Below are 19,391 nucleotides of genomic sequence, written 5' to 3'. Positions count from 1 at the left end.
GCCCCGGGGTCAGGCGGTCGCGGGTACGCGGAGGGCGGTCAGGACCGGTAGGTGGTCCGTGGCCGCCCTCAGGTCGTCCTCGGCCACCCCGGGCAGTCCCGACGGCACCCCGCAGCCCAGCACCTCGATGCCCTCGGTGACGAAGACCGCGTCGATACGGCGGTCCGGGGCGGTGGCGGGGAAGGTGTACTCGCCGCCCCAGGGCGCGGCGGTCCAGCAGTCGCGCAGCCCGTCGCCGAGCCGTCGGAAGGTGCGGCCGCCGGGGCGCTCGTTCAGGTCGCCGCCCGCCACGGCGTGCTTCACGCCGAGGGTGGCCAGGTGGTCGAGGAGCAGCCCGGCCTGTTCGTGCCGCTCGTCCGCGTCCAGGGACAGGTGGGTGCTGAGTACGCCGATGCGGGCGCCGCCGATCCGGACCACGGCGGTGGCGAGTCCCCGCCGGTGCCGGCCGGGGGTGAGCGGGAGCAGCACGTCCTCGGTGCGCTCCACGGTGGCCCGCAGGGAGCAGAGCAGCGCGGGGCCGGCGGCGGTGCCGCCGCCGGAGAGCAGGACCAGGTCGCCGGCGGCGGCGAGCCGGGTGATCTTCTTGCGCCAGCGGAAGAAGCGGGGGGCCTCCTGGAGGAGGACGAGGTCGGGCGCGCAGGCCTTGACGACGCGGGCGAGGGCATCGGTGTCGTCGCGCAACGAGCGGATGTTGTAGCTCAGGACGCGGATGACCGCGGAACCGTCGGGTTCGGTGCGGGAGTTGGGGAGCGCCGGGAGGGATGTTGCCATGCCGTCAATTTACGGGAACGCATGATCAGGCGCCTCATGGGTCGGGGCGCGGGGTCCGTGGGCGACTGCCGGTTCGTCGTGGCTGGTCGCGCAGTTCCCCGCGCCCCTCGGGTGAGCGCAGCTCCCGGAGTCGGGAAGTGACCGTCACATGATCGGGTCGGGTTCTCTCGCCAGGTCGGCGGCGCCCACCAGGCCGGCCTTGTTGCCGAGCTGGGCGGCGATCACGTCGGCGACCGGGCGCCAGTTGCCGCCGACCAGCCAGCGCTTGTACGACTTGCGGATCGGGTCGAGGACCAGGTCGCCCTCGTCCGAGAGGCCGCCGCCGACGATGAAGGCGGACGGGTCGAACAGCGAGGCCAGGTCGGCGAGGCCGGCACCGGCCCAGCGGGCCAGCTCCCGGTAGGAGTCGACGGCGACCGGGCAGCCCTGGCGGGCGGCGACCGAGATGTGCTTGCCCTCGATGCCGTCGGGGGTGCCGTCGCCGAGCGCGAGCAGCACCTCGGCGCGCTCGGGGGTGGCGTTGGCGCGCTGCTTGGCGTACCTCACCAGCGCCCGTCCCGACGCGTACTGCTCCCAGCAGCCCTGCGAGCCGCAGCCGCACAGCAGGCCGTCGGGCACCATGCGGATGTGGCCGAACTCGGCGGCGACGCCGAAGTGACCGCGGCGCAGCTTGTTGCCGATGATGATGCCGCCGCCGAGGCCGGTGCCGAGGGTGATGCAGATGACGTTGCGGTGGCCCTTGCCGCCGCCGAACTTGTACTCGCCCCAGGCCGCGGCGTTGGCGTCGTTCTCCACCACGACCGGAAGGCCGACGCGGGCCTCGACCTTCTCCTTGAGCGGCTCCTGGCGCCAGTCGATGTTGGGCGCGAAGTAGACCGTGGAGCGCTGGCGGTTGACGTATCCGGCGGCACCGATGCCGACGCCGACGATCTCGTGCCCCACGCGCGCGCCCTCCACCGCGGAGGCGATGGCGTCCACGATGGCCTCGGGTGTGGTGGGGGTCGGCACCTTGTGGGTCGAGAGGATGTTGCCTTCCTCGTCGACCACGCCGGCCGCGATCTTCGTGCCGCCGATGTCGACGCCGATGGTGAGTCCCATGAATCCCTCAGTTCGGTCGAGCCCCGCTAAGGGCAACCGTACCCGAGGCAGGGCTCAGTCCAGGTCGATGCGCTGCCCCGGGCCGGTGCCCCCGTCGCCCTCGTCGCGGCCGTCGGTGTCGCGTTCGTCCAGGTCACGGGGGTCGCGCGAGTCCTTGGGCGCGGTGTCCCCGGTGGTCCAGCGGCGTTCCTGGTTCTGGACGGCGGAGCGGTAGGCGGCGAGCAGTTCACCACCGGCGGCGGCGAGGTGGTCGAACAGGTCGGGGTTGCGCTCGATGACCGGTTCGACGGCGGCCTTGGCCTGCTGGACGACCTGCCGGACCACTTGCTGGGCGGCGGGTCCGGCGACCTGGCCGAGCAGCGGGGACTGAAGACCGGACAGCTTGTCCGCGACGGTGTCGACGAGCCGGCGCAGCTCCTCGGCGGCCGAGCCGGGCGGCGGCCCGTACGCGGCCCGGCGGCGGGCCTTCTCGGCCTCCAGGTCCTCGGCGCACGCGGTCGCCCAGGCGTCGGCGTCGCTCGCGCGCGGCTCCTCTGCCGCCCCGTGCGTCTCGTCGGCCGCTCGCGTCTCGTCGACCGCGTCGGCCTCGTCGGGGCGGGGTGCCTCTGACGGGGGGAGCTCTTCGCTCATGACGGACTCCTGACTACGGTTCGTCCTTACGACGTTACCCGAACGGGCCCGTGGTCCGGGGTCCCGTCGGGTCATCGCCCCCGCGGCCACAGTTCCGGGTCGGGCGCGAACCGCACGGCGAGCGTGCCGTCGCGCAGGGCGGCCCCGTCGACGGTGCAGCGGCGCAGCGCCGACGGCAGCGGGACGGTGCGGCGGAACGGCCCGGCGGCGACGACCAGTTCGTCGCCGCGGCGGACCAGGTCGAGCTCCTCGCGTACGGCGCCGGGCAGCGGGATGTGCCAGACCAGCACGCCGTCCTCGGCCAGCCGGTCGGTGACGGGCCACTCGACCGGGGAGGCGTCCGCGTTGACGCCGGGCACGCCGAGGGCCGCGAGGTCGTCGGTGCCGCGCGGGTCGTGGCCGAGATGGGCGACGGCGCGGACGTCGTACGCCCCCCGCCACTCCTCCAGGGTCTTGCGCTGCTGGGCGAGGGGGCCGCTGAGCCAGCTGTCCGCCGGGGTGTCCTCGGGCAGCACGCGGTTGGCGACCAGGAGGTCGGTGCGCAGGCCGCGCAGGGCGAGGCCGAGGGTGGTGGCGCGGACGGCGTCGGCTCCGGCCGGTCCGGGCTCGGCGACCAGCCGTACGACGGTGTTCCGGTCGGCCAGGACGGACTCGGCGGCGGCGAGCTCCAGGTCCCAGCGGGCGGTGGCCTCGTACAGCGCCTCGGTCGGCATGGGGACGCCCGCGAGCCGGCCGAGGACGGGGCGCAGGGCGCGGGCGGCCTGTCGCTCGGGCGGGAGCAGGCGGCGCAGGCCGCGGCGCAGTTCCTCGGGCGCGGCGAGCAGGGCGAGGGCGCGCGGGGCGGGCGGGAGGTCGACGACGAGGAGGTCGTGCGCCTCGGCGAGGGCGGCCTCGCGCAGGGCACGCAGCAGGGCGAGGTCGTCGGCGCCGGGGAGCGGGGTCAGCTCTTCGGGGTCGAGGCGGGAGGCACCGAGGAGGTCGAGGGCGGAGGCGGCGCGGTCCTGAAGGGCGGCGAGGGCGTCCCGGAAGCCCTGGGCGGCGTCGGGGCGCCACGCGGTGAGGCCGGGTTCGACGGGGGTCGGCGCCGGGCCGGTGCGCACGCCGAGTGCGGCGCCGAGGGTGTCGTCGCGGTCGGTGCCGAGGAGGAGGGTGCGGGTGCCCTCGCGGGCGGCGGTGAGCGCGGTGGCGGCGGCGACGGTGGTACGGCCGGTGCCGCCGGGGCCCGTGATCAGGAGGGTGCGCATGGGGGTGAACGGTACCGGTGCGTCGGCGGGGCGGGGTGCCGGTGCCGGTGCCGGTGCCGGGGGGGTCCGCAGCCCGGCGGTGCGGGGTGCCGCTGCGCCCACCCGTGCCGCCCCAGCGGCACGACTGCCCGCAGCGACGGCGGCGTCGACTGCCCGCGGCTGCGGCGGGCTCGGCTGCGTTGGCGAGGGCTGCCCGCGGCTGTGGCGGCGGCTGCTTGCGGCTGCCGCCTCGGCTGCCTGCGGCTGGGTTACTTCGACTCGACTCGCTTCTTCAGGCCTGCCAGGGCACGGTCGATGATGACCTTTTCCGCCTTGCGCTTGATCATGCCGAGCATGGGGATCTTGACGTCCACCGTGAGGCGGTAGGTGACCTCCGTACCGGTGCCCGCCGGGCGGAGCAGGTAGGAGCCGTCCAGGGAGCGCAGCATCTGGGACTTCACCAGCGTCCAGGAGACCTCGTGCTCGCCGGTCCAGGTGTAGCCCAGCGTCTGGTCGTCCTTGATCGCACCGGCGTCCATGACGAGTCGGACCTGCTCGGCACGGCCCTGCGCGTCGGTCGCGAGGACCTGTGCCTCCTTCACCTCGCCCGTCCAGTCCGGGTAGCGCTCGAAGTCGGCGATCACCGCCATGACGTCGGCCGGGGCCGCCTCGATGGTGATGCTCGAGCTGGTGTGTTCCGCCATCGCCGTGGCTCCTCCGGATGCGGGCCGCTACTGAGGTCGTCGTGCGCCCGTCGCGCGCACGTGTGTGCCGCGTGAAGGCTATCGCGCACGGGGACGGCGAATGCCACCACCCACCTGCGCGGGGCCGCCGCACACGTTCACCACTCCAGCGCCCACGGCCGCCCCGTCGAGGCGAAGTGGCCGACGTTCACGCACTCGGTCGCCCCGACGCGCATCCGCCGGGCAAGCGGCTGGTGGACGTGCCCGAACAGCGCGTAGCGGGGACGGGTGCGGCGGATCGCGTCCAGCAGCGCGAGGCTGCCCCGCTCGAAGCGCCGGGCCACCGTGTCGTAGACCAGTTCCGGCACCTGGGGCGGGATGTGGGTGCACAGCACGTCCACCTCGCCGACGGCCTCGATCTTCGCGGCGTACTCCTCGTCGCTGATCTCGTACGGCGTGTTCATCGGGGTCCGCAGGCCGCCGCCGACGAATCCGAAGACGCGGCCCCCGATCTCCACCCGTTCCCCGTCGAGCACGGTGGTGCCGGGCCCGGCGTACTCGGACCACAGCGGGGGCACGTCGACGTTGCCGTAGGTGGCGTACGTCGGGGTGGGGAAGGCGGCGAACAGCTCGGCGTACTGCTTGCGCACCGCCCGCTCGATCAGCTCGCGCGGTTCCCCGCCGGTCTCCGCCCACAGCCGCCTGCCGAACTCCCGCGCCTCGTCGAAGCGGCGGGCGGTGCGCAGCGCGACGATGCGGTCGGCGTTCGCGACGCCGAACAGGTCGGGGAAGATGCCGCGCGAGTGGTCGGCGTAGTCGAGGAAGAGGACCAGGTCCCCGAGGCAGATCAGGGCGTCGGCGCCGTCGCCGGCCCTGGCCAGGTCGCGGGCGTTGCCATGGACGTCGCTGACCACGTGGACGCGCGTGCTCGTGTTACGGGGCGGTGTGGGTGCCATGGCGATCAAGCGTAAGCAGCGCGCGCGTGATGTGAACAGTGGCGGTCGGACCTGCGGTTACTGGCTGGTCGGTTGATCCGTCGACTACTGTGCGCAAAGCAAACCCCATCCGTGTGACGCAGCGAACATCTCGCGGGGACCCCCTGTCGGAGAACGCATACCGGCGGGTAACGTCCGGGCCGTCCAGTCGTGCTCTGGATTTCAACATGTGAATCCCGCATGAGTCCTCCGGAGCCACAGCCCGAGCCTTGGACCGCACCGTCGCATCACACAACGTCGTGGCGCCGGCGCCCTATGAGGAGCAGCAGTCTTGCGCGAGTTCAGCCTTCCGGCCTTGTACGAGGTCCCCGCGGACGGAAACCTGACCGACATCGTCCGCAGAAACGCCGCGCAGCATCCGGACGTCGCCGTCATCGCCCGCAAGGTGTCAGGCGCCTGGCAGGACGTGACCGCGCGCGCCTTCCTCGCCGAGGTGCACTCCGCCGCCAAGGGCCTCATCGCCTCCGGTGTCCAGCCGGGCGACCGGGTCGGCCTGATGTCCCGCACGCGCTACGAGTGGACGCTGCTGGACTTCGCGATCTGGAGCGCGGGCGCGATCACCGTGCCGGTGTACGAGACCAGCTCGCCGGAGCAGGTGCAGTGGATCCTCAGCGACTCGGGCGCCACGGCGTGCGTCGTGGAGTCGGCCGGGCACGCCGCCGCCGTCGAGTCGGTGCGCGAGCAGGTGCCCGCCCTCAAGAACGTCTGGCAGATCGACGCCGGCGGTGTGGAGGAGCTGGGACGCCTGGGCCAGGACGTCACGGACCGGACCGTCGAGGAGCGGGGCTCGATCGCGAAGGCCGACGACCCCGCGACCATCGTCTACACCTCGGGCACCACGGGCCGTCCCAAGGGCTGCGTCCTCACCCACCGCAGCTTCTTCGCGGAGTGCGGCAACGTGGTGGAACGGCTGCGCCCGCTCTTCCGCACCGGTGAGTGCTCGGTCCTCCTCTTCCTGCCGCTCGCCCACGTCTTCGGTCGCCTGGTGCAGGTCGCGCCGATGATCGCGCCGATCAAGCTGGGCAACGTCCCCGACATCAAGAACCTCACCGACGAGCTGGCGGCCTTCCGGCCCACGCTGATCCTCGGGGTGCCGCGCGTCTTCGAGAAGGTGTACAACTCGGCGCGCGCCAAGGCTCAGGCGGACGGCAAGGGCAAGATCTTCGACAGGGCCGCCGACACCGCGATCGCGTACAGCAAGGCCCTGGACACGCCGTCGGGCCCGTCCGTCGGACTGAAGATCAAGCACAAGGTCTTCGACAAGCTCGTCTACAGCAAGCTCCGCACGGTCCTCGGCGGGCGCGGCGAGTACGCCATCTCCGGCGGCGCCCCGCTCGGCGAGCGCCTCGGCCACTTCTTCCGCGGCATCGGCTTCACGGTCCTGGAGGGCTACGGCCTGACCGAGTCCTGCGCGGCCACCGCCTTCAACCCCTGGGACCGGCAGAAGATCGGCACGGTGGGCCAGCCGCTGCCCGGCTCGGTGGTGCGCATCGCGGACGACGGCGAGGTGCTGCTGCACGGCGAGCACCTGTTCAAGGAGTACTGGAACAACCCGGGCGCGACCGCGGAGGCGCTGGCCGACGGCTGGTTCCACACCGGCGACATCGGCACCCTGGACGAGGACGGCTACCTGCGGATCACCGGCCGCAAGAAGGAGATCATCGTCACCGCCGGCGGCAAGAACGTCGCCCCGGCCGTCATGGAGGACCGCATCCGCGCGCACGCGCTGGTCGCGGAGTGCATGGTGGTCGGCGACGGGCGGCCCTTCGTGGGCGCGCTGGTCACCATCGACGAGGAGTTCCTGGGGCGCTGGTGCGCGGAGCACGGGAAGCCGGCCGGCTCGACGGCGATGTCCCTGCGGGAGGATCCGGAACTGCTCGCGGCGATCCAGGACGCGATCGACGACGGGAACGCGGCGGTGTCCAAGGCGGAGTCGGTGCGGAAGTTCCGGGTGCTGGGGGCGCAGTTCACCGAGGACTCGGGGCACTTGACGCCTTCGCTGAAGCTGAAGCGGAATGTTGTGGCGAAGGATTATGCGGACGAGATCGAGGCGATCTACGCCAAGTAGGGGCGCCTTCTGGGGTGCCGGGTTCGCTTCGTCGGCGGCTTCACGTGCGTCGTGGCCGAGCGCGCAGTTCCCCGCGCCCCTGGGTCGGTCGCGCTCACCGTGCTGACAAGGCACCCTCGTTACAGCAACGCCTTCAGGTGCTCGGCCAGTAGGTCCCAGCGCCACTTCTCCTCGACCCAGGTCCTGCCCCGTTCGCCCATCCTGCGGCGGAGTTCCGGGTCGGCGAGGAGGGCGGTGACGCGGTCGGCGGACTCGTTCGGGTCCTCGCCCCGGACCACCCAGCCCGTCTCGCCGTCGAGTACCGCGTCGGGTGCGCCGCCCGAGTCGCCGGCGACGACGGGCAGGCCGGTCGCGGAGGCCTCCAGGTAGACGATGCCGAGGCCCTCCACGTCGAGGCCGCCCCGGCGGGTGCGGCAGGGCATGGCGAAGACGTCCCCGGCGCCGTAGTGCGCGGGCAGTTCGGACCAGGGCACGGCGCCGGTGAAGTGGACGGAGCGGGCGACGCCGGTCTCCTCGGCGAGGCGGCGCAGGTCCTTCTCGTAGGGGCCGCCGCCGACGATCAGCAGGACGGCGTCCGGCTCGGCGGCGAGGATGCGCGGCATGGCCCGGATCAGGGTGTCCTGGCCCTTGCGCGGGACCAGGCGGGAGACACAGACCACGACGGGGCGGTCGGTGAAGCCCAGGCGGGCGCGCACCTCGTCGCCGCCGCCGGCCGGGTGGAAGGTCTTCTCGTCGACGCCGGGCGGCAGTTGCACCATCCGGGCGGCGGCCTCGGGCGTGAGCGCGCCCGCGATCCGGGAGCGCGTGTACTCGCCGAGGTAGGTGATCGTGTCCGTCGACTCCCCGATCCGGCGCAGCAGTTGCCGGGCGGCGGGCAGTTGGGCCCAGCCCGCCTCGTGGCCGTGGGTGGTGGCGACGAGGCGCTCGGCGCCCGCCTTGCGCAGGGCCGGGGCCATCAGGCCGAGGGGCGCGGCCGCGCCGAACCACACCGACGTGCAGCCGTGCTCGCGCAGCAGGCCCACCGCCCGCCGGGTGGCGCCCGGCGTCGGCAGCAGCATCGTCGTGCGGTCGCGTACGACGGTGAAGGGCTGCTCGGCGTCGAAGGCGGCGGTGGCCTCGACGCCCTCGCGGCCGCGCTTCCAGGTGGAGGCGTAGACGACCAGCCGCTCGGGGTCCAGGCGCAGCGCCATGTTGTGCAGGAAGGCCTGGATGCCGCCCGGGCGGGGCGGGAAGTCGTTCGTCACGATCAAGGTCTTGCGCACGCCGCCGACCCTACCGAACCGGCCTCGGGGAGCCGGGCCCCGGTCGCGTCCTGTGGCACGCCCACAGGTGTCCGGGTCATCATGGCCGCACCGGCGGACAAGCAGGTGCGGGGCGGGGACAGGCAGGTACGAGGCGGGCACGGACGGGCAGGTAGCAGGTGGAGACGAGGGACGCGGGGCGGTCACCGGTGTGGCTGCTGACGGCCTGGGGCGCCACACGGCTGGTGCTGCTGCTGTTCGTGCTGAAGGTCGTGGTCTTCCCGGGTCCGGACGTCACGAGCGACGTGTCCGTCATCTACCGGGACTGGGCCGACGTGCTGCGCACCGGAACGTTTCCGCTGGACGACGTCACCTGGCAGTACCCGCCGGCGGCGGCCTTCGCGGTCCTCTCCCCCGGCCTGCTGCCCTTTCTGGAGTACGCGACGGCCTTCTTCGTCCTCGCGTGTGTCACGGACGCGGCCGTCCTGGCGCTGCTGTGGCACGCCGGCCGGGGGGCGGGGCGTTCACCGCGCGGGTCGTGGGTGTGGGTGGCGGGCGTACCGCTGCTCGGTCCCACGGTGTACGCCCGCTACGACGTGATGGTCACGGCCGTCGCGGTGGCCGCGCTGCTCGCCGCCGGGCGGCATCCGCGCGTGGCGGGTGCCCTGGCGGCGGTCGGGGCGCTGCTGAAGGTGTGGCCGGCGCTGGTGCTCGTCGGGATGCGGGGGCGCGGGCCGTGGGTCGCCGCCGCGGTGAGCGGGGCCGGGCTGGCCGCGCTGTTCGCCGTGTCGATGCCGGGGGCGTTCGCGTTCCTGACGTTCCAGCGCGAGCGGGGCGTCGAGGTGGAGTCGCTGGGCTCGCTGGTCTTCCACGTCGCCCGGCACTTCGGCTGGGAGGGCGGGGTGCTGCTGAACTACGGCTCGATGGAGTTCCTGGGCCCGCACGTGGACACGGTGGGCACCGTCTCGCTGGGGTTGAGCGCGGTGGCGTTCGGCTGGCTGCTGCTGTGGCGGCTGCGGGCCGCGCGGCCGACGGCCCCCCGGTTCGCGGCGCACACGGCGGCGGACGCGGCCTTCGTGGCGGTGCTGATGTTCACGGTGACCAGCCGGGTGATCAGCCCGCAGTACCTGGTGTGGCTGGTGGGCCTCGGCGCGGTCTGCCGGTGCTTCCGGGCGAGCCGGATGCGGGTGCCGGTGGCCCTGGTGCTGGCGGCCGCCCCGCTGACGCTGCTCGAGTTCCCGCTCCTGTTCGCGGACGTGGTGGCGAGCACCCCCGTCGGCATCGCGCTCCTGCTCGTCCGCAACGGCCTGCTGGTGACCGCCGCCCTCCTCGCCGCACGCGCGCTGTGGCGGAGCACGCCGCGCCGCGGGACCCCGGCCGCACGGCCCGCCCCCCTCGACCGGCCCACACCCACGGACACGCCCGCCGGAACGCCCTGAGCCCCTCCCACACCGCCCCGGCCCGGCCGGAGAGCCCGCCGCGCGGCTCACCCGAGTTGCGTCCGCAGGTACGTCCGCCAGCGTGTCGTGAAGTCGTCCGGTGTCGTTCCGAGCACCTCGTGCAGTGCGGCTTCCACCGCGCCGGCGCGGTCGTCGTGGGTGCCCACGGAGCGGTAGAACGCGTCCAGCCGGTCCTCGCCCCACTGCTCGGCGATCATCCGGCAGGCCAGCCAGCCGCCCTCGTAGGCGCGGGCCAGTGCCTCCGCGTCGGCGGTGAAGCCGAAGTCCTCGTCCGTCGGCAGCCGCGCGGGCACCCGGCCCTCGGCGACCGCGTCGGCCAGTTCGGGGGCTGCCTGGGCGGCGGTCCGTCCGCTGCCGCGGTAGCCCACCCAGTCGGCGTAGCCCTCGGAGAGCCACAGCGGGGTGGCGGAGGTGGTGTCGGCGCGGGTGGCGACGTGGGTCGTCTCGTGGGTGAGCACGACCTGTTTGCCCAGGCTGCCCAGCAGGCCGTACGCGTCGGGGTTGACGATGACCCGGTCCGCGGGGGCGTGTTCCCGGCCGCCCGTCTCCCCGGTGGTGACGGCGGCGATGCCCCGGTAGGACGAGGCGGGCGAGCCGAGCAGGCCCGCCATGCCCTCCAGCGACCGGGGGACGACCACGACCACCCGGCGGGACCAGTCGCCGTCCCAGGCGTCCGAGACGGCGGGCACCGCCCGGTCGGCCAGATCGGCGTAGCGGCCCAGGGCGGCGGCGGACTGCCCGACGCCGAGGACGAGGCTGTGCGTGCCGCGCACGACCCGTACCGCGCCCTGGTCCCAGGGCTGCTGGCCGGACTCCTTGGCCGGACGGTCGGATGCGACGGACCAGGTCCCGGTCGTGCCGTCCCGGCTCAGCCGGACGGTGCGGCCCGCGGAGACCGGGCCCCGGTCGTAGCCCTCGACGCGGTAGCGCAGCTCGACGTCGGCGGTGGCGGTGTCGCCGGTGCGCTCCACGTCCCGTACCCGGTAGGACCAGGCGGCGAGCGGGATCGCGCTCAGGTTGCCGAAGCCGGTGCCGGTGCCGGTGCGCGCGTAGGCGGCCGCGTCGTGGGCGAGGACGGCCGCCGCCCGCCGGTCGAGCACCCGCTGGACGTCGGTCAGGGACGGGTCGGTCGCGGTCCGGCCGCCGCAGCCCACGAGCGCGACCAGCAGCAGGCACAGCGCCACCACCGAGAACCCCGACACCCGCCTTCGACCAGCCACCTTCCCGATCGTACGGGCGCCGGACCGCGGAAGGCACCGGGCGATGCGGACGCGGTGGACGCGGCGGGCCGGAGGGGCCGTGGGGTCACACCCTGGTGACCGAGGAGATCGGCATCATGCCGACCGGGTCGTAGCGCACCGGCGCGCCGGGGTAGGGCGCGTGGATCACCTGGCCGTTGCCGGCGTACATGCCGATGTGGCTGGCGTCGTCGCGGTAGGCGACCAGGTCGCCGGGGCGCGCCTCGGCCAGGGACACGTGCCGCCCGGCGCCGGACTGCGCCTGGGAGGTGCGCGGGATGCCCACTCCGGCCTGCGCGTAGGCCCACTGGGTCAGGCCCGAGCAGTCGAAGCCGGAAGGCCCGTTGGCGCCCCAGACGTAGGGCTTGCCGAGGGCGGAGCGGGCGGCGGCGAAGGCGGCTTGGGCCCGGCCGGAGGCGGGCGCGGCGGCACCGGCGAGGGCGGTCAGGTCCTCGCGGCCGGAGCGGGAGCCGCGCCCGTAGGCGGCGCGTTCGTCGTCCGGCAGGGCGGCGAGCAGCGCGCGGGCCTTGGCCAGCTTGCGCTCCACGGTCTTCTTGTGGGCGGCGACGGCCTTGCGGCCCTGCTCCAGCTCGGTGAGCTTGCGGGCCGCCTCGGCACGGTCCTGGGCGAGGTCGCGCATCGCCTGCTGGAGCTCCCTCAGCTCACCCGCCTGGCGGGTGGTGATCCGGTCGAGTACGGAGGCCCGGTCGAGGTAGTCGTCCGGTTCGGCGGAGAGCAGCAGCGCCAGCGACGGGTCGATGCCGCCGGAGCGGTACTGGGCCCCGGCCAGCGAACCGAGCGCGTCCCGCATGGTGTTGACGCGCTGTTGCTGGCGGGCGATGGACTCCTGCGCGGTCGAGACCTCCTCGCGCAGCGCGTCGGTGCGCGCGTCGGCCTTGTTGTAGGCCTCGGTCGCCTGCTCCGCCTCGGTGTGGAGCCGGTCCACCTCCGCCCGCCGGTCGTCGTGCGGGGCGGCCGCGGCCGGTACGGCGCCCAGGAGCGCGGCGGCCACGGAGAGCAGGCCGACGGCGGCGGTGGAGCCACGGTCGAACCCGGATGGTGCAAGGCGGCGATGGGACCCCACGGGAAGCCGCACTCCTTCCGCTGGCGGACAGGGAAACGCGGCAGACAGTAACCCCCCGGCGGGGCACCGGCCAACGACCTTGGGCGCCGCGCAACACGACGCCCCGCCGCTGACGCAGGTCACCGGCGGGGCGGGGGTCACAGGGCCCGGACGTGATTCGCCCGAACGGGCGGCACGGCGGGGACGACTTCGGGTGGCGCGGGCCGTCCGGGTCGGCCCCGGACGCGGGGTGCGGTCAGACCCGTACGCCGAACATGAACGGACCGCCGATGGTGCTCATCGACTCGTAGCGGACGTTCGTGCCGGTGCGCGGCGCGTGCAGGACCTGGCCGTTGCCGGCGTAGAGGCCGACGTGGTGCAGGTCGCTGAAGAAGAAGACGAGGTCGCCGACCTGGAGCTGGCTCGACGAGGAGATGCGCGTGCCGTAGTTGGCCTGCGCCTGGGAGGTGCGCGGGATGCCGACGCCGGCCTGCGCGTACGCCCAGGAGGTCAGGCCCGAGCAGTCGAAGGAGGACGGGCCGGTGGCGCCGTAGACGTACGGCGTGCCTATCTTGCCCTGGGCGGCGGCGAAGGCGGCCCCCGCGCGGCCGGAGGCGGGGGTGGACTTGCCACCGGTGAGGACCTGGCGCTCGCTGGCGCGGTTGGAGCGCTGCTCATCCTGCTGGAGGGCGGCCTTCTCCTGCGCGGTGAGCGTGTTGAGCAGCTTCTGCGCGGAGGAGAGCTTGCCCTGGACTTCCTTCTTCTTGTTGCCCAGCTCGGTGCGGGTGGCGGAGAGGTCCTTGAGCTTCTCGGAGGCCTCGGAGCGCTGCTGCGCGAGGTCGCGCTGCTTGGTCTGGATCTTCTTCAGCGCCTCGACCTGCTGACCGCTCAACTGGTCGAGGGTGGAGGCCTTGTCCAGGTAGTTGTCCGGGTCGGCGGACAGGAAGAGCTGGAGCGAGGGGTCGATGCCGCCGGAGCGGTACTGGGCGCTGGCCATCGAACCGAGGCCGTCGCGCAGCTCGTTGAGCTCCTCCTGGCCGCGGGCGACGTTGTCCTGGATGGTGGAGATCTCCTTCTGGAGCTTCTCCTGCTTCTCCTTGGCGCCGTTGTACTTCTCGGTGGCCTGCTCGGCCTCCTCGTAGAGCTTGTCGACCTTGGCCTTGACCTCGTCCTTGCTCGGCTTCTCACTCGGGGCGGCGTTGGCGGCCTGGGAGCTGAGAGCGACAGCGGCGGCGGCAGCGGTGGTGAGCACGGTCACGCGCGTGCGGCTCGGCTGCTTGGGACGACGGTGGGACGCCACGGAGACGAGCTCCTTCTTGAGAGGGATCACCCGTTCGAGGGTTCGAAGGGTGACCCTAGTGACCCACTCGTGATCAGTTCAAATCCTCCGCCGAAAAATCACGGTTACGCACCGCGTTTTTCGCCACAACTCACCTGCAGTGACGCCCCTCTGACGCTACGTTGCGTGACGGTTCCGTCAATTCGGGCATAGAGCGCCTACGTTACGGTTGGTACGGAAGTGAAGAGAAGTGGCCGGAAGCCGACTGCGGGCTAGGAAAGCCGCTTGAGGAGCACCACGGACGCCACCGGGCGTGCGCCCGCGCGCGCCACGCCGTCGGCGACCTCGCGGTCGGTGGAGACGACGATGACCGGCCGGCCGGGCGGCTCGGCCCGCACCAGCTGCCGGATCAGCTCGTCGGCGGTGACACCCGGCTTGGAGAACAGCACCCGCACCCCGCGCGGCGGCGCGAGCAGCACCGGAGCGACGAGTTCGGCCCCGTCGAAGACGCAGGTCATCTCGGCGCCGGTCTGCGCGGCGAGCTGGGAGAGCTGGCCCAGCAGCCGCAACCGCTGCTTCTCCAGGGGCATCTGCGGATAGCCGGTCTTGGTGACGTTGTAGCCGTCGACGACCAGGTGCGCCTGGGGCAGTGCAAGCAACTGGTCGAGGATCGCCGGGTCGTTCTCCGACAGGGCCCGGTTGGCGATGTCCTTCGGCGTCATCCGGCCCGGCTCGACCGCGTCCACGGTCTCGGCGGGCCGCACGGACACCGGGGGCAGCGCCAGCTCGCGGCGCAGCCCCTGGGTGGCGTCGAGGAGGGTGTCCAGGAGCAGCCGTACGCGCATGTCCTCGACACTGCGCCCCTCGCGGGCGGCCTTGCGGGTGGCCTCCAGGGCCGCCTCTGCCTCCCCCAGGCGGGCCTTGAGCCGCCGGGTCTCGCTCTCGGCCGCGGACACCTGGGTCTGCCCCTCGGCCCGTACGGCGTCCAGCTCGGCCTGGACCTTGCGCAGCGCCGCCTCGCCGCGCTTGACGTCGCTGAGGGCGGAGCGCAGCTTGCGGTGCAGCGACTCGGTCTCCCGCTTCGCCGTGTCCAGCTCGCCGCGCAGCCGCTCGGTCTCGGTCCTGGTGTGCTCCCGGGCCCGGGCCAGCTCCTCGTGCAGCCGCTCCAGCTCCGCGCGGCTCTCCTTGTCGGCACGCTCGGCGTCCGCGCGCTGCGCCTCCTCACCGGCGGCGGTGACCAGCTTCACCCACCCGTGCGGACGCAGTACGTAGGCCGCGGCGGCCACGTCCAGCGGGTCGGCGGCCGGCAGCGCGGACCCGGCGTCCAGCGCGTCCGCCAGCTCGGGCTGGGCGTCGCGGAACTTCTCGCCGATGCGCTGACGGAAGAGCGGGTCGGTCTCCACCGCGGCGGCCATGGCGTTGCCGGCGAACTTGGCCCGGCGGTTCGGGGCGAACCTGGCGTACTGCCTCAGCTGTGCGGGCAGCTCGCCCAGGGTGAGCGAGCCGAAGCCGTCGGACACGATCTGCACGACCCGGCGGCGCACGCCGTCGGGCAGCGGGCGGTCGAGCACCTCAGCGGCGCCGTCGCCCGGCCCCCCGCCATGTGTCTCCACCATCCGTCACCCCAATGTCTCAGGGCGATCCCGGGCCGGAATCGCCTGGTGCGGGGCCGCTCCCCTCAGGAGGCGGCACCCGGCCTGTCCACGAGTTCCACCTGGTCCACGGCGTTGCACCAGCGGCACCGCACCGACTCGATGGTCTCACTGAGCACCTCGCGCTCCTCGACCGTCGGCTCGCCGGCCAGGTCGAGGTGCACGTACTCGACGACCTTCGAGGCCCGGGTCACGTCGAAGCGGGTGAGGTTGCCGCAGAGGGTGCAGCGCCACCGCGTCGTGTCGGTCGGCAGGGGAACCGTCATCGTGGCTGTTCACTCTCTTCCAGTGTCGGTGACGCGCCGGGCTCCCCCGGTGCGTGTGGCACGTAACCCTACGGCCTGGCGGGTACCCGACGCCCGCGTGTCCACGGCGGCGAGGCGCTATGAGCGCTCGCGCCCGTTACGTCATGCTCTGTGTCCATGATCCGCAACTGGAGCAAGGCGGTCCGCACCACGGTCTCCGCGGTCGGGGCGCTGGTCGGGGCCCGCTCGTCGCGGCGCCGGGCGGCGCCCGTGACGTACACGCTGATCACGCTGTGCTGTCTGCTGTTCCTGATCAGCCCGGCGGCGGGCCTGAATCCGGTGTACGGCACCGGGGAGGAGGTCCTGGCGGCGCAACGCGCCTACTTCCGGCGCTGGGGCGTGATCCCCGCAGAACTGTTCGAGGACTCCCCCGGGTCGGCGCTCACCCCGGCCACGGCGCTGTTCGTGCACGGCAGCTGGGTGCACCTGCTGGGCAACATGCTCTTCCTCTACGTCTTCGGCGCCATGACCGAGGAGCGGATGGGCCGGCTCCAGTTCGCCCTGTTCTACCTCGGCTGCGGCTACCTGGCCCTGGTGGGCTACGCGGGGGCCAACGCCCACTCCCAGGAGTCCCTGGTCGGTGCCTCCGGGGCGATCTCCGCGGTCCTCGGCGCGTTCCTGTTCCTCTTCCCGCGGGCCCGCGTGACCAGCCTGCTGCCCTTCCTCTTCTTCCTGCCGCTGCGCTTCCCGGCCTGGGTCGTGCTGCCGTTCTGGGTTTCCCTGCAGTGGCTGGCGGCGGGGCGGGCCGGCGACGGTCCGGGGGTGGCGTACCTCGCGCACCTGGTGGGCTTCGGTCTCGGCTTCGTCTTCGCCTGGGTGCGGTTCGGACGTACGACTAGAGTTGGTGGCGTTCCAGTGGCGGCGCCCGAGGGAGAGAACCAGCCGTGATCAGCGCGATCGTCCTCATCAAGACCAGCGTGGACCGCATTCCCGAGATCGCGGAGCAGATCGCCGCGCTGGAGAGCGTCAGCGAGGTCTTCTCCGTCACCGGCACCTACGACCTGATCGCCATGGTGCGGGTGAGCAAGCACGAGGACCTGGCCGACGTCATCCCCGGCCGGATCAGCAAGATCCCGGGCGTGGAGGGCACGGACACCCACGTGGCGTTCCGCACGTACTCCCAGCACGACCTGGAAGCGGCGTTCGCGATCGGCCTCGACAACTGAGACACCGCGAGTTGGACGCGCCCCCAAAGGGGCGCGGGGAACCGCGCGACCAGCCACAGCGGACCCGCAGCGGTCCGACGACGGACAGATGAAGCCTTCTTCATCCAGAACTCATCGGAACCGCCGGGTACCGGACCCACAATCGCGGCATGGTCTTCTCCCGCCGGATGGCTGCCCTCGCGGCCGTCGTCCTCATCCCACTCGGCATCGCCGCGACCAGCTTCGCCCTGACCGACAGCCCGCAGGAGCCCAGGGTCCCGGCCAAGGTGGAGCTGGAGAGCGGATCCCCGACCCCGGCGCCGGCCTCCTCCTCGCCCGAGCCGACGCCCAGCGACCAGGTGGTGACGCGGCCGCCGGTCACCGACGGCCCTTCGGATGACGACGATGACGACGACCGGGGTGCCGACGCCGACGAAGGACCCGGCGACGGGTGAGCGCGAGCGCCGCCGGATCTCGGCCCGGGTCCGCATCCTGCTGTGGCTGCTCCTCGTGATGGCGGTCGCGCTGGCCTCGGTGGCGGCGACCACCCGCTCGATCCTGCTGCGCGACACCGACCAGCGGATCAACGGTCTGCTCGCGCAGGAGGCGGGCGAGTTCGCCAACTTCGAGGAGCAGGGCTTCGATCCGGAGACGGGCCGCCCCTTCACCGACCCCGGCCGGCTGCTGCGGGTGTTCCTGGAGCGGCAGTACGCCGATCTGGACGAGGAACTGGTCGGTCTGGTGGGCGAGGTGGGCAGCCGTCCCACGCAGATTATCCAGCAGCGCGAGATCCCGGTCGGCCGGCCCCTGCACGAGGACGCCGACGCCCGGCGCCGCATCTACGCCTCCCCCGACTCCTCCGGCACCCTGGACCGGCCCGAGGGCGAGATCCGCTGGGCCAAGGTCACCGTGGCCCGCTACGGCGGCGAACCGGCGGCCGCCTTCGTGGTCGCCTTCCACCCGGGGCGCGAACAGGCGCGCGCGGACGAGGTGTTCCGCGTCCTGCTCGCCATCTCCGGCGTCGCCCTGCTGATGACGACCGGCATCGCCTGGGTGGTGGCGGGCCGCATCCTGAAACCGGTGCGGCTGGTGCGCACGACCGCGGCCCAGCTCACCGAGCAGGACCTGACCCGGCGCATCCCGGTGCACGGCCACGACGACGTGGCCGCGCTCGCCGAGACGTTCAACGCCATGCTGGACCGGCTGGAGCGCGCCTTCGCCACCCAGCGCAGGTTCGTCGACGACGCGGGGCACGAGCTGCGCACCCCGATCACCATCGTGCGCGGCCACCTGGAACTGATGGGCGACGATCCGGCGGAGCGCGAGGAGACCGTCCGGCTCGTCACCGACGAACTGGACCGGATGAGCCGCATCGTCGAGGACCTGCTGCTGCTCGCCAAGGCCGAGCGCCCCGACTTCGTCACCCCCGAACCGGTGCAGCTCGCCGAACTCACCGCCGACATCTACGTCAAGGCCCGCACCCTCGGCGACCGGGAGTGGGTGCTGGACGGGGTCGCCGACCGGGAGGCCCACCTCGACCCCCAGCGGATCACCCAGGCGATGGTGCAGCTCGCGCAGAACGCCGTGCAGCACACCACGGCCGGTCAGCGGGTCCGCATAGGTTCCCGCGCCGACGGCTCCCGGATCGAGCTGTACGTCGCCGACTCGGGGCCCGGCGTCCAGCCGCAGGACGCCGAGGTGATCTTCGAGCGGTTCCGCCGCGGCACGGCCCGCCGCGGGGTGCGCGGCACGGGCGCCGGACTCGGGCTGTCCATCGTGCGGGCCATCGCCGAGGGCCACGGCGGCCGGGTCGACCTGCGCACCACCCGGGGCGGCGGCGCCACCTTCGTACTCACTCTGGAAGAGGCACGACCATGAACCGCATCCTCATCGTCGAGGACGAGGAACGCATCGCCTCCTTCGTCCAGAAGGGCCTGCGCGCCAATGGCTTCACCACCACCGCGGTCGCCGACGGCGACGCCGCCTACGAGTACGCCCTCACCGGCGGATTCGACCTCGTCGTCCTGGACATCGGGCTGCCCGGCCGGGACGGCTTCACGGTGCTGCGCGAGCTGCGCGAGGCCCGGGTGACGACTCCGGTGATCGTGCTGACCGCACGGGACTCGGTACGGGACACGGTGGCCGGGCTGGAGGGCGGCGCCGACGACTGGATGACCAAGCCGTTCCGCTTCGAGGAGCTGCTCGCCCGGGTCCGGCTGCGCCTGCGGACGGCGGCCAGGGCGCCGGAGGTGACGGTGCTGAAGTCGGGGACGCTCAGCCTCGACCTGCGCACCCGCCGCGCCCGCGCCGAGGGGCGCACCGTGGACCTGACGGCCCGTGAATTCGTGCTCCTGGAGCTGTTCCTGCGCCACCCGGGGCAGGTACTGTCCCGCGAGCAGATCCTGTCGCACGTGTGGGGCTACGACTTCGACCCGGGCTCCAACATCGTGGACGTGTACGTGCGGGCCCTGCGCAAGAAGCTCGGCGCGCAGCAGGTGGAGACGGTGCGCGGGATGGGGTACCGGCTGCCGGCCTGGTGA

General features: G+C 73.1%; 19 protein-coding genes. 7 read left to right on the top strand and 12 right to left on the bottom strand.

Translation table 11 applies throughout. The features are described from left to right. Positions 1-9: 9 nt before the first annotated feature. From ACFYZ3_RS02860 to ACFYZ3_RS02835, 6 genes are all read right to left on the bottom strand, one after another. Positions 10-771 carry an endonuclease/exonuclease/phosphatase family protein gene (locus ACFYZ3_RS02860; RefSeq protein WP_388513569.1) on the bottom strand — a complete coding sequence of 254 codons (762 nt, stop codon included), beginning with the start codon at positions 769-771 and terminating at the stop codon, positions 10-12. A gap of 144 nt (positions 772-915) precedes the next feature. After that, on the bottom strand, positions 916-1,869 hold the full coding sequence (locus ACFYZ3_RS02855) for an ROK family glucokinase (protein WP_007448618.1): 954 nt from the start codon (positions 1,867-1,869) through the stop codon (positions 916-918). 54 nt (positions 1,870-1,923) lie between these two features. After that, positions 1,924-2,499, bottom strand: coding sequence for a carbon catabolit repression protein (locus tag ACFYZ3_RS02850; protein ID WP_388513568.1), 576 nt, complete (start codon positions 2,497-2,499; stop codon positions 1,924-1,926). Between the two features lie 71 nt (positions 2,500-2,570). Further along, positions 2,571-3,743 (bottom strand): ArsA-related P-loop ATPase, encoded by a 1,173-nt coding sequence (locus ACFYZ3_RS02845; protein ID WP_388513567.1) that lies wholly within the window; start codon positions 3,741-3,743, stop codon positions 2,571-2,573. A gap of 248 nt (positions 3,744-3,991) precedes the next feature. Beyond that, on the bottom strand, positions 3,992-4,426 hold the full coding sequence (locus ACFYZ3_RS02840) for an SRPBCC family protein (protein WP_388513566.1): 435 nt from the start codon (positions 4,424-4,426) through the stop codon (positions 3,992-3,994). 137 nt (positions 4,427-4,563) lie between these two features. Further along, positions 4,564-5,361, bottom strand: a complete 798-nt coding sequence (locus tag ACFYZ3_RS02835; RefSeq protein WP_388513564.1) for a metallophosphoesterase — start codon at positions 5,359-5,361, stop codon at positions 4,564-4,566. Positions 5,362-5,671: 310 nt separating this feature from the next. Here ACFYZ3_RS02835 and ACFYZ3_RS02830 point away from each other — a divergent pair, with 310 nt between their 5' ends. Further along, positions 5,672-7,468 (top strand): AMP-dependent synthetase/ligase, encoded by a 1,797-nt coding sequence (locus ACFYZ3_RS02830; protein ID WP_388513563.1) that lies wholly within the window; start codon positions 5,672-5,674, stop codon positions 7,466-7,468. A 119-nt stretch (positions 7,469-7,587) separates the two neighbouring features. Here the strand turns inward: ACFYZ3_RS02830 and ACFYZ3_RS02825 are convergent, their stop codons facing one another. Then, a complete protein-coding gene (locus tag ACFYZ3_RS02825; protein WP_388513561.1) occupies positions 7,588-8,730 on the bottom strand; it encodes a glycosyltransferase family 4 protein in 1,143 nt (380 codons plus the stop codon). A gap of 158 nt (positions 8,731-8,888) precedes the next feature. On the opposite strand from ACFYZ3_RS02825, the gene ACFYZ3_RS02820 reads away from it, so the two are divergent. After that, complete coding sequence (locus ACFYZ3_RS02820) at positions 8,889-10,148, top strand: glycosyltransferase 87 family protein (protein ID WP_388513560.1); 1,260 nt, start codon at positions 8,889-8,891, stop codon at positions 10,146-10,148. Positions 10,149-10,195: 47 nt separating this feature from the next. Here ACFYZ3_RS02820 and ACFYZ3_RS02815 read toward each other — a convergent pair whose 3' ends face one another. The 5 genes from ACFYZ3_RS02815 to ACFYZ3_RS02795 form a co-directional block, all read right to left on the bottom strand. Continuing rightward, positions 10,196-11,389, bottom strand: coding sequence for a hypothetical protein (locus ACFYZ3_RS02815; RefSeq protein WP_388513559.1), 1,194 nt, complete (start codon positions 11,387-11,389; stop codon positions 10,196-10,198). Between the two features lie 85 nt (positions 11,390-11,474). Beyond that, the gene (locus ACFYZ3_RS02810) at positions 11,475-12,491 is read right to left on the bottom strand and encodes an NlpC/P60 family protein (protein WP_388513557.1); all 1,017 of its coding nucleotides are present in this window, start codon (positions 12,489-12,491) and stop codon (positions 11,475-11,477) included. Between the two features lie 235 nt (positions 12,492-12,726). Further along, on the bottom strand, positions 12,727-13,770 hold the full coding sequence (locus tag ACFYZ3_RS02805; protein WP_388513978.1) for an NlpC/P60 family protein: 1,044 nt from the start codon (positions 13,768-13,770) through the stop codon (positions 12,727-12,729). 251 nt (positions 13,771-14,021) lie between these two features. Further along, positions 14,022-15,365 (bottom strand): NYN domain-containing protein, encoded by a 1,344-nt coding sequence (locus ACFYZ3_RS02800; protein WP_388513555.1) that lies wholly within the window; start codon positions 15,363-15,365, stop codon positions 14,022-14,024. Between the two features lie 62 nt (positions 15,366-15,427). Next, positions 15,428-15,667 carry a hypothetical protein gene (locus ACFYZ3_RS02795; RefSeq protein ID WP_052841425.1) on the bottom strand — a complete coding sequence of 80 codons (240 nt, stop codon included), beginning with the start codon at positions 15,665-15,667 and terminating at the stop codon, positions 15,428-15,430. Positions 15,668-15,823: 156 nt separating this feature from the next. Between ACFYZ3_RS02795 and ACFYZ3_RS02790 the strand changes: the two genes are divergently transcribed. From ACFYZ3_RS02790 to ACFYZ3_RS02770, 5 genes are all read left to right on the top strand, one after another. Continuing rightward, positions 15,824-16,594, top strand: coding sequence for a rhomboid family intramembrane serine protease (locus tag ACFYZ3_RS02790; protein ID WP_361007399.1), 771 nt, complete (start codon positions 15,824-15,826; stop codon positions 16,592-16,594). Continuing rightward, a complete protein-coding gene (locus ACFYZ3_RS02785) occupies positions 16,591-16,872 on the top strand; it encodes an Lrp/AsnC family transcriptional regulator (protein ID WP_007448778.1) in 282 nt (93 codons plus the stop codon). The genes ACFYZ3_RS02790 and ACFYZ3_RS02785 overlap by 4 nt, the downstream gene beginning before the upstream one ends. Before the next feature lie 149 nt (positions 16,873-17,021). Beyond that, positions 17,022-17,306 carry a small secreted hydrophilic protein gene (locus ACFYZ3_RS02780; RefSeq protein WP_388513553.1) on the top strand — a complete coding sequence of 95 codons (285 nt, stop codon included), beginning with the start codon at positions 17,022-17,024 and terminating at the stop codon, positions 17,304-17,306. Continuing rightward, positions 17,257-18,729, top strand: coding sequence for an ATP-binding protein (locus tag ACFYZ3_RS02775; protein ID WP_388513552.1), 1,473 nt, complete (start codon positions 17,257-17,259; stop codon positions 18,727-18,729). Before ACFYZ3_RS02780 ends, ACFYZ3_RS02775 begins: the two co-directional genes overlap by 50 nt. After that, on the top strand, positions 18,726-19,391 hold the full coding sequence (locus tag ACFYZ3_RS02770) for a response regulator transcription factor (protein ID WP_388513550.1): 666 nt from the start codon (positions 18,726-18,728) through the stop codon (positions 19,389-19,391). The genes ACFYZ3_RS02775 and ACFYZ3_RS02770 overlap by 4 nt, the downstream gene beginning before the upstream one ends.

This window comes from Streptomyces sp. NPDC001599 (assembly GCF_042893535.1).
In the GTDB taxonomy this organism is placed as follows: Bacteria; Actinomycetota; Actinomycetes; order Streptomycetales; family Streptomycetaceae; genus Streptomyces.
This window is presented reverse-complemented; position numbering and strand designations above follow the sequence as displayed.

Bases quoted from the DNA above. Each gene is read 5' to 3' on its own strand.
- ACFYZ3_RS02855 (WP_007448618.1), bottom strand. From the start codon at position 1,869: ATGGGACTCACCATCGGCGTCGACATCGGCGGCACGAAGATCGCGGCC.
- ACFYZ3_RS02780 (WP_388513553.1), top strand. From the start codon at position 17,022: ATGGTCTTCTCCCGCCGGATGGCTGCCCTCGCGGCCGTCGTCCTCATC.
- ACFYZ3_RS02850 (WP_388513568.1), bottom strand. From the start codon at position 2,499: ATGAGCGAAGAGCTCCCCCCGTCAGAGGCACCCCGCCCCGACGAGGCC.
- ACFYZ3_RS02790 (WP_361007399.1), top strand. From the start codon at position 15,824: ATGATCCGCAACTGGAGCAAGGCGGTCCGCACCACGGTCTCCGCGGTC.
- ACFYZ3_RS02860 (WP_388513569.1), bottom strand. From the start codon at position 771: ATGGCAACATCCCTCCCGGCGCTCCCCAACTCCCGCACCGAACCCGAC.
- ACFYZ3_RS02800 (WP_388513555.1), bottom strand. From the start codon at position 15,365: ATGGTGGAGACACATGGCGGGGGGCCGGGCGACGGCGCCGCTGAGGTG.
- ACFYZ3_RS02835 (WP_388513564.1), bottom strand. From the start codon at position 5,361: ATGGCACCCACACCGCCCCGTAACACGAGCACGCGCGTCCACGTGGTC.
- ACFYZ3_RS02795 (WP_052841425.1), bottom strand. From the start codon at position 15,667: ATGACGGTTCCCCTGCCGACCGACACGACGCGGTGGCGCTGCACCCTC.
- ACFYZ3_RS02775 (WP_388513552.1), top strand. From the start codon at position 17,257: ATGACGACGACCGGGGTGCCGACGCCGACGAAGGACCCGGCGACGGGT.
- ACFYZ3_RS02770 (WP_388513550.1), top strand. From the start codon at position 18,726: ATGAACCGCATCCTCATCGTCGAGGACGAGGAACGCATCGCCTCCTTC.
- ACFYZ3_RS02845 (WP_388513567.1), bottom strand. From the start codon at position 3,743: ATGCGCACCCTCCTGATCACGGGCCCCGGCGGCACCGGCCGTACCACC.
- ACFYZ3_RS02840 (WP_388513566.1), bottom strand. From the start codon at position 4,426: ATGGCGGAACACACCAGCTCGAGCATCACCATCGAGGCGGCCCCGGCC.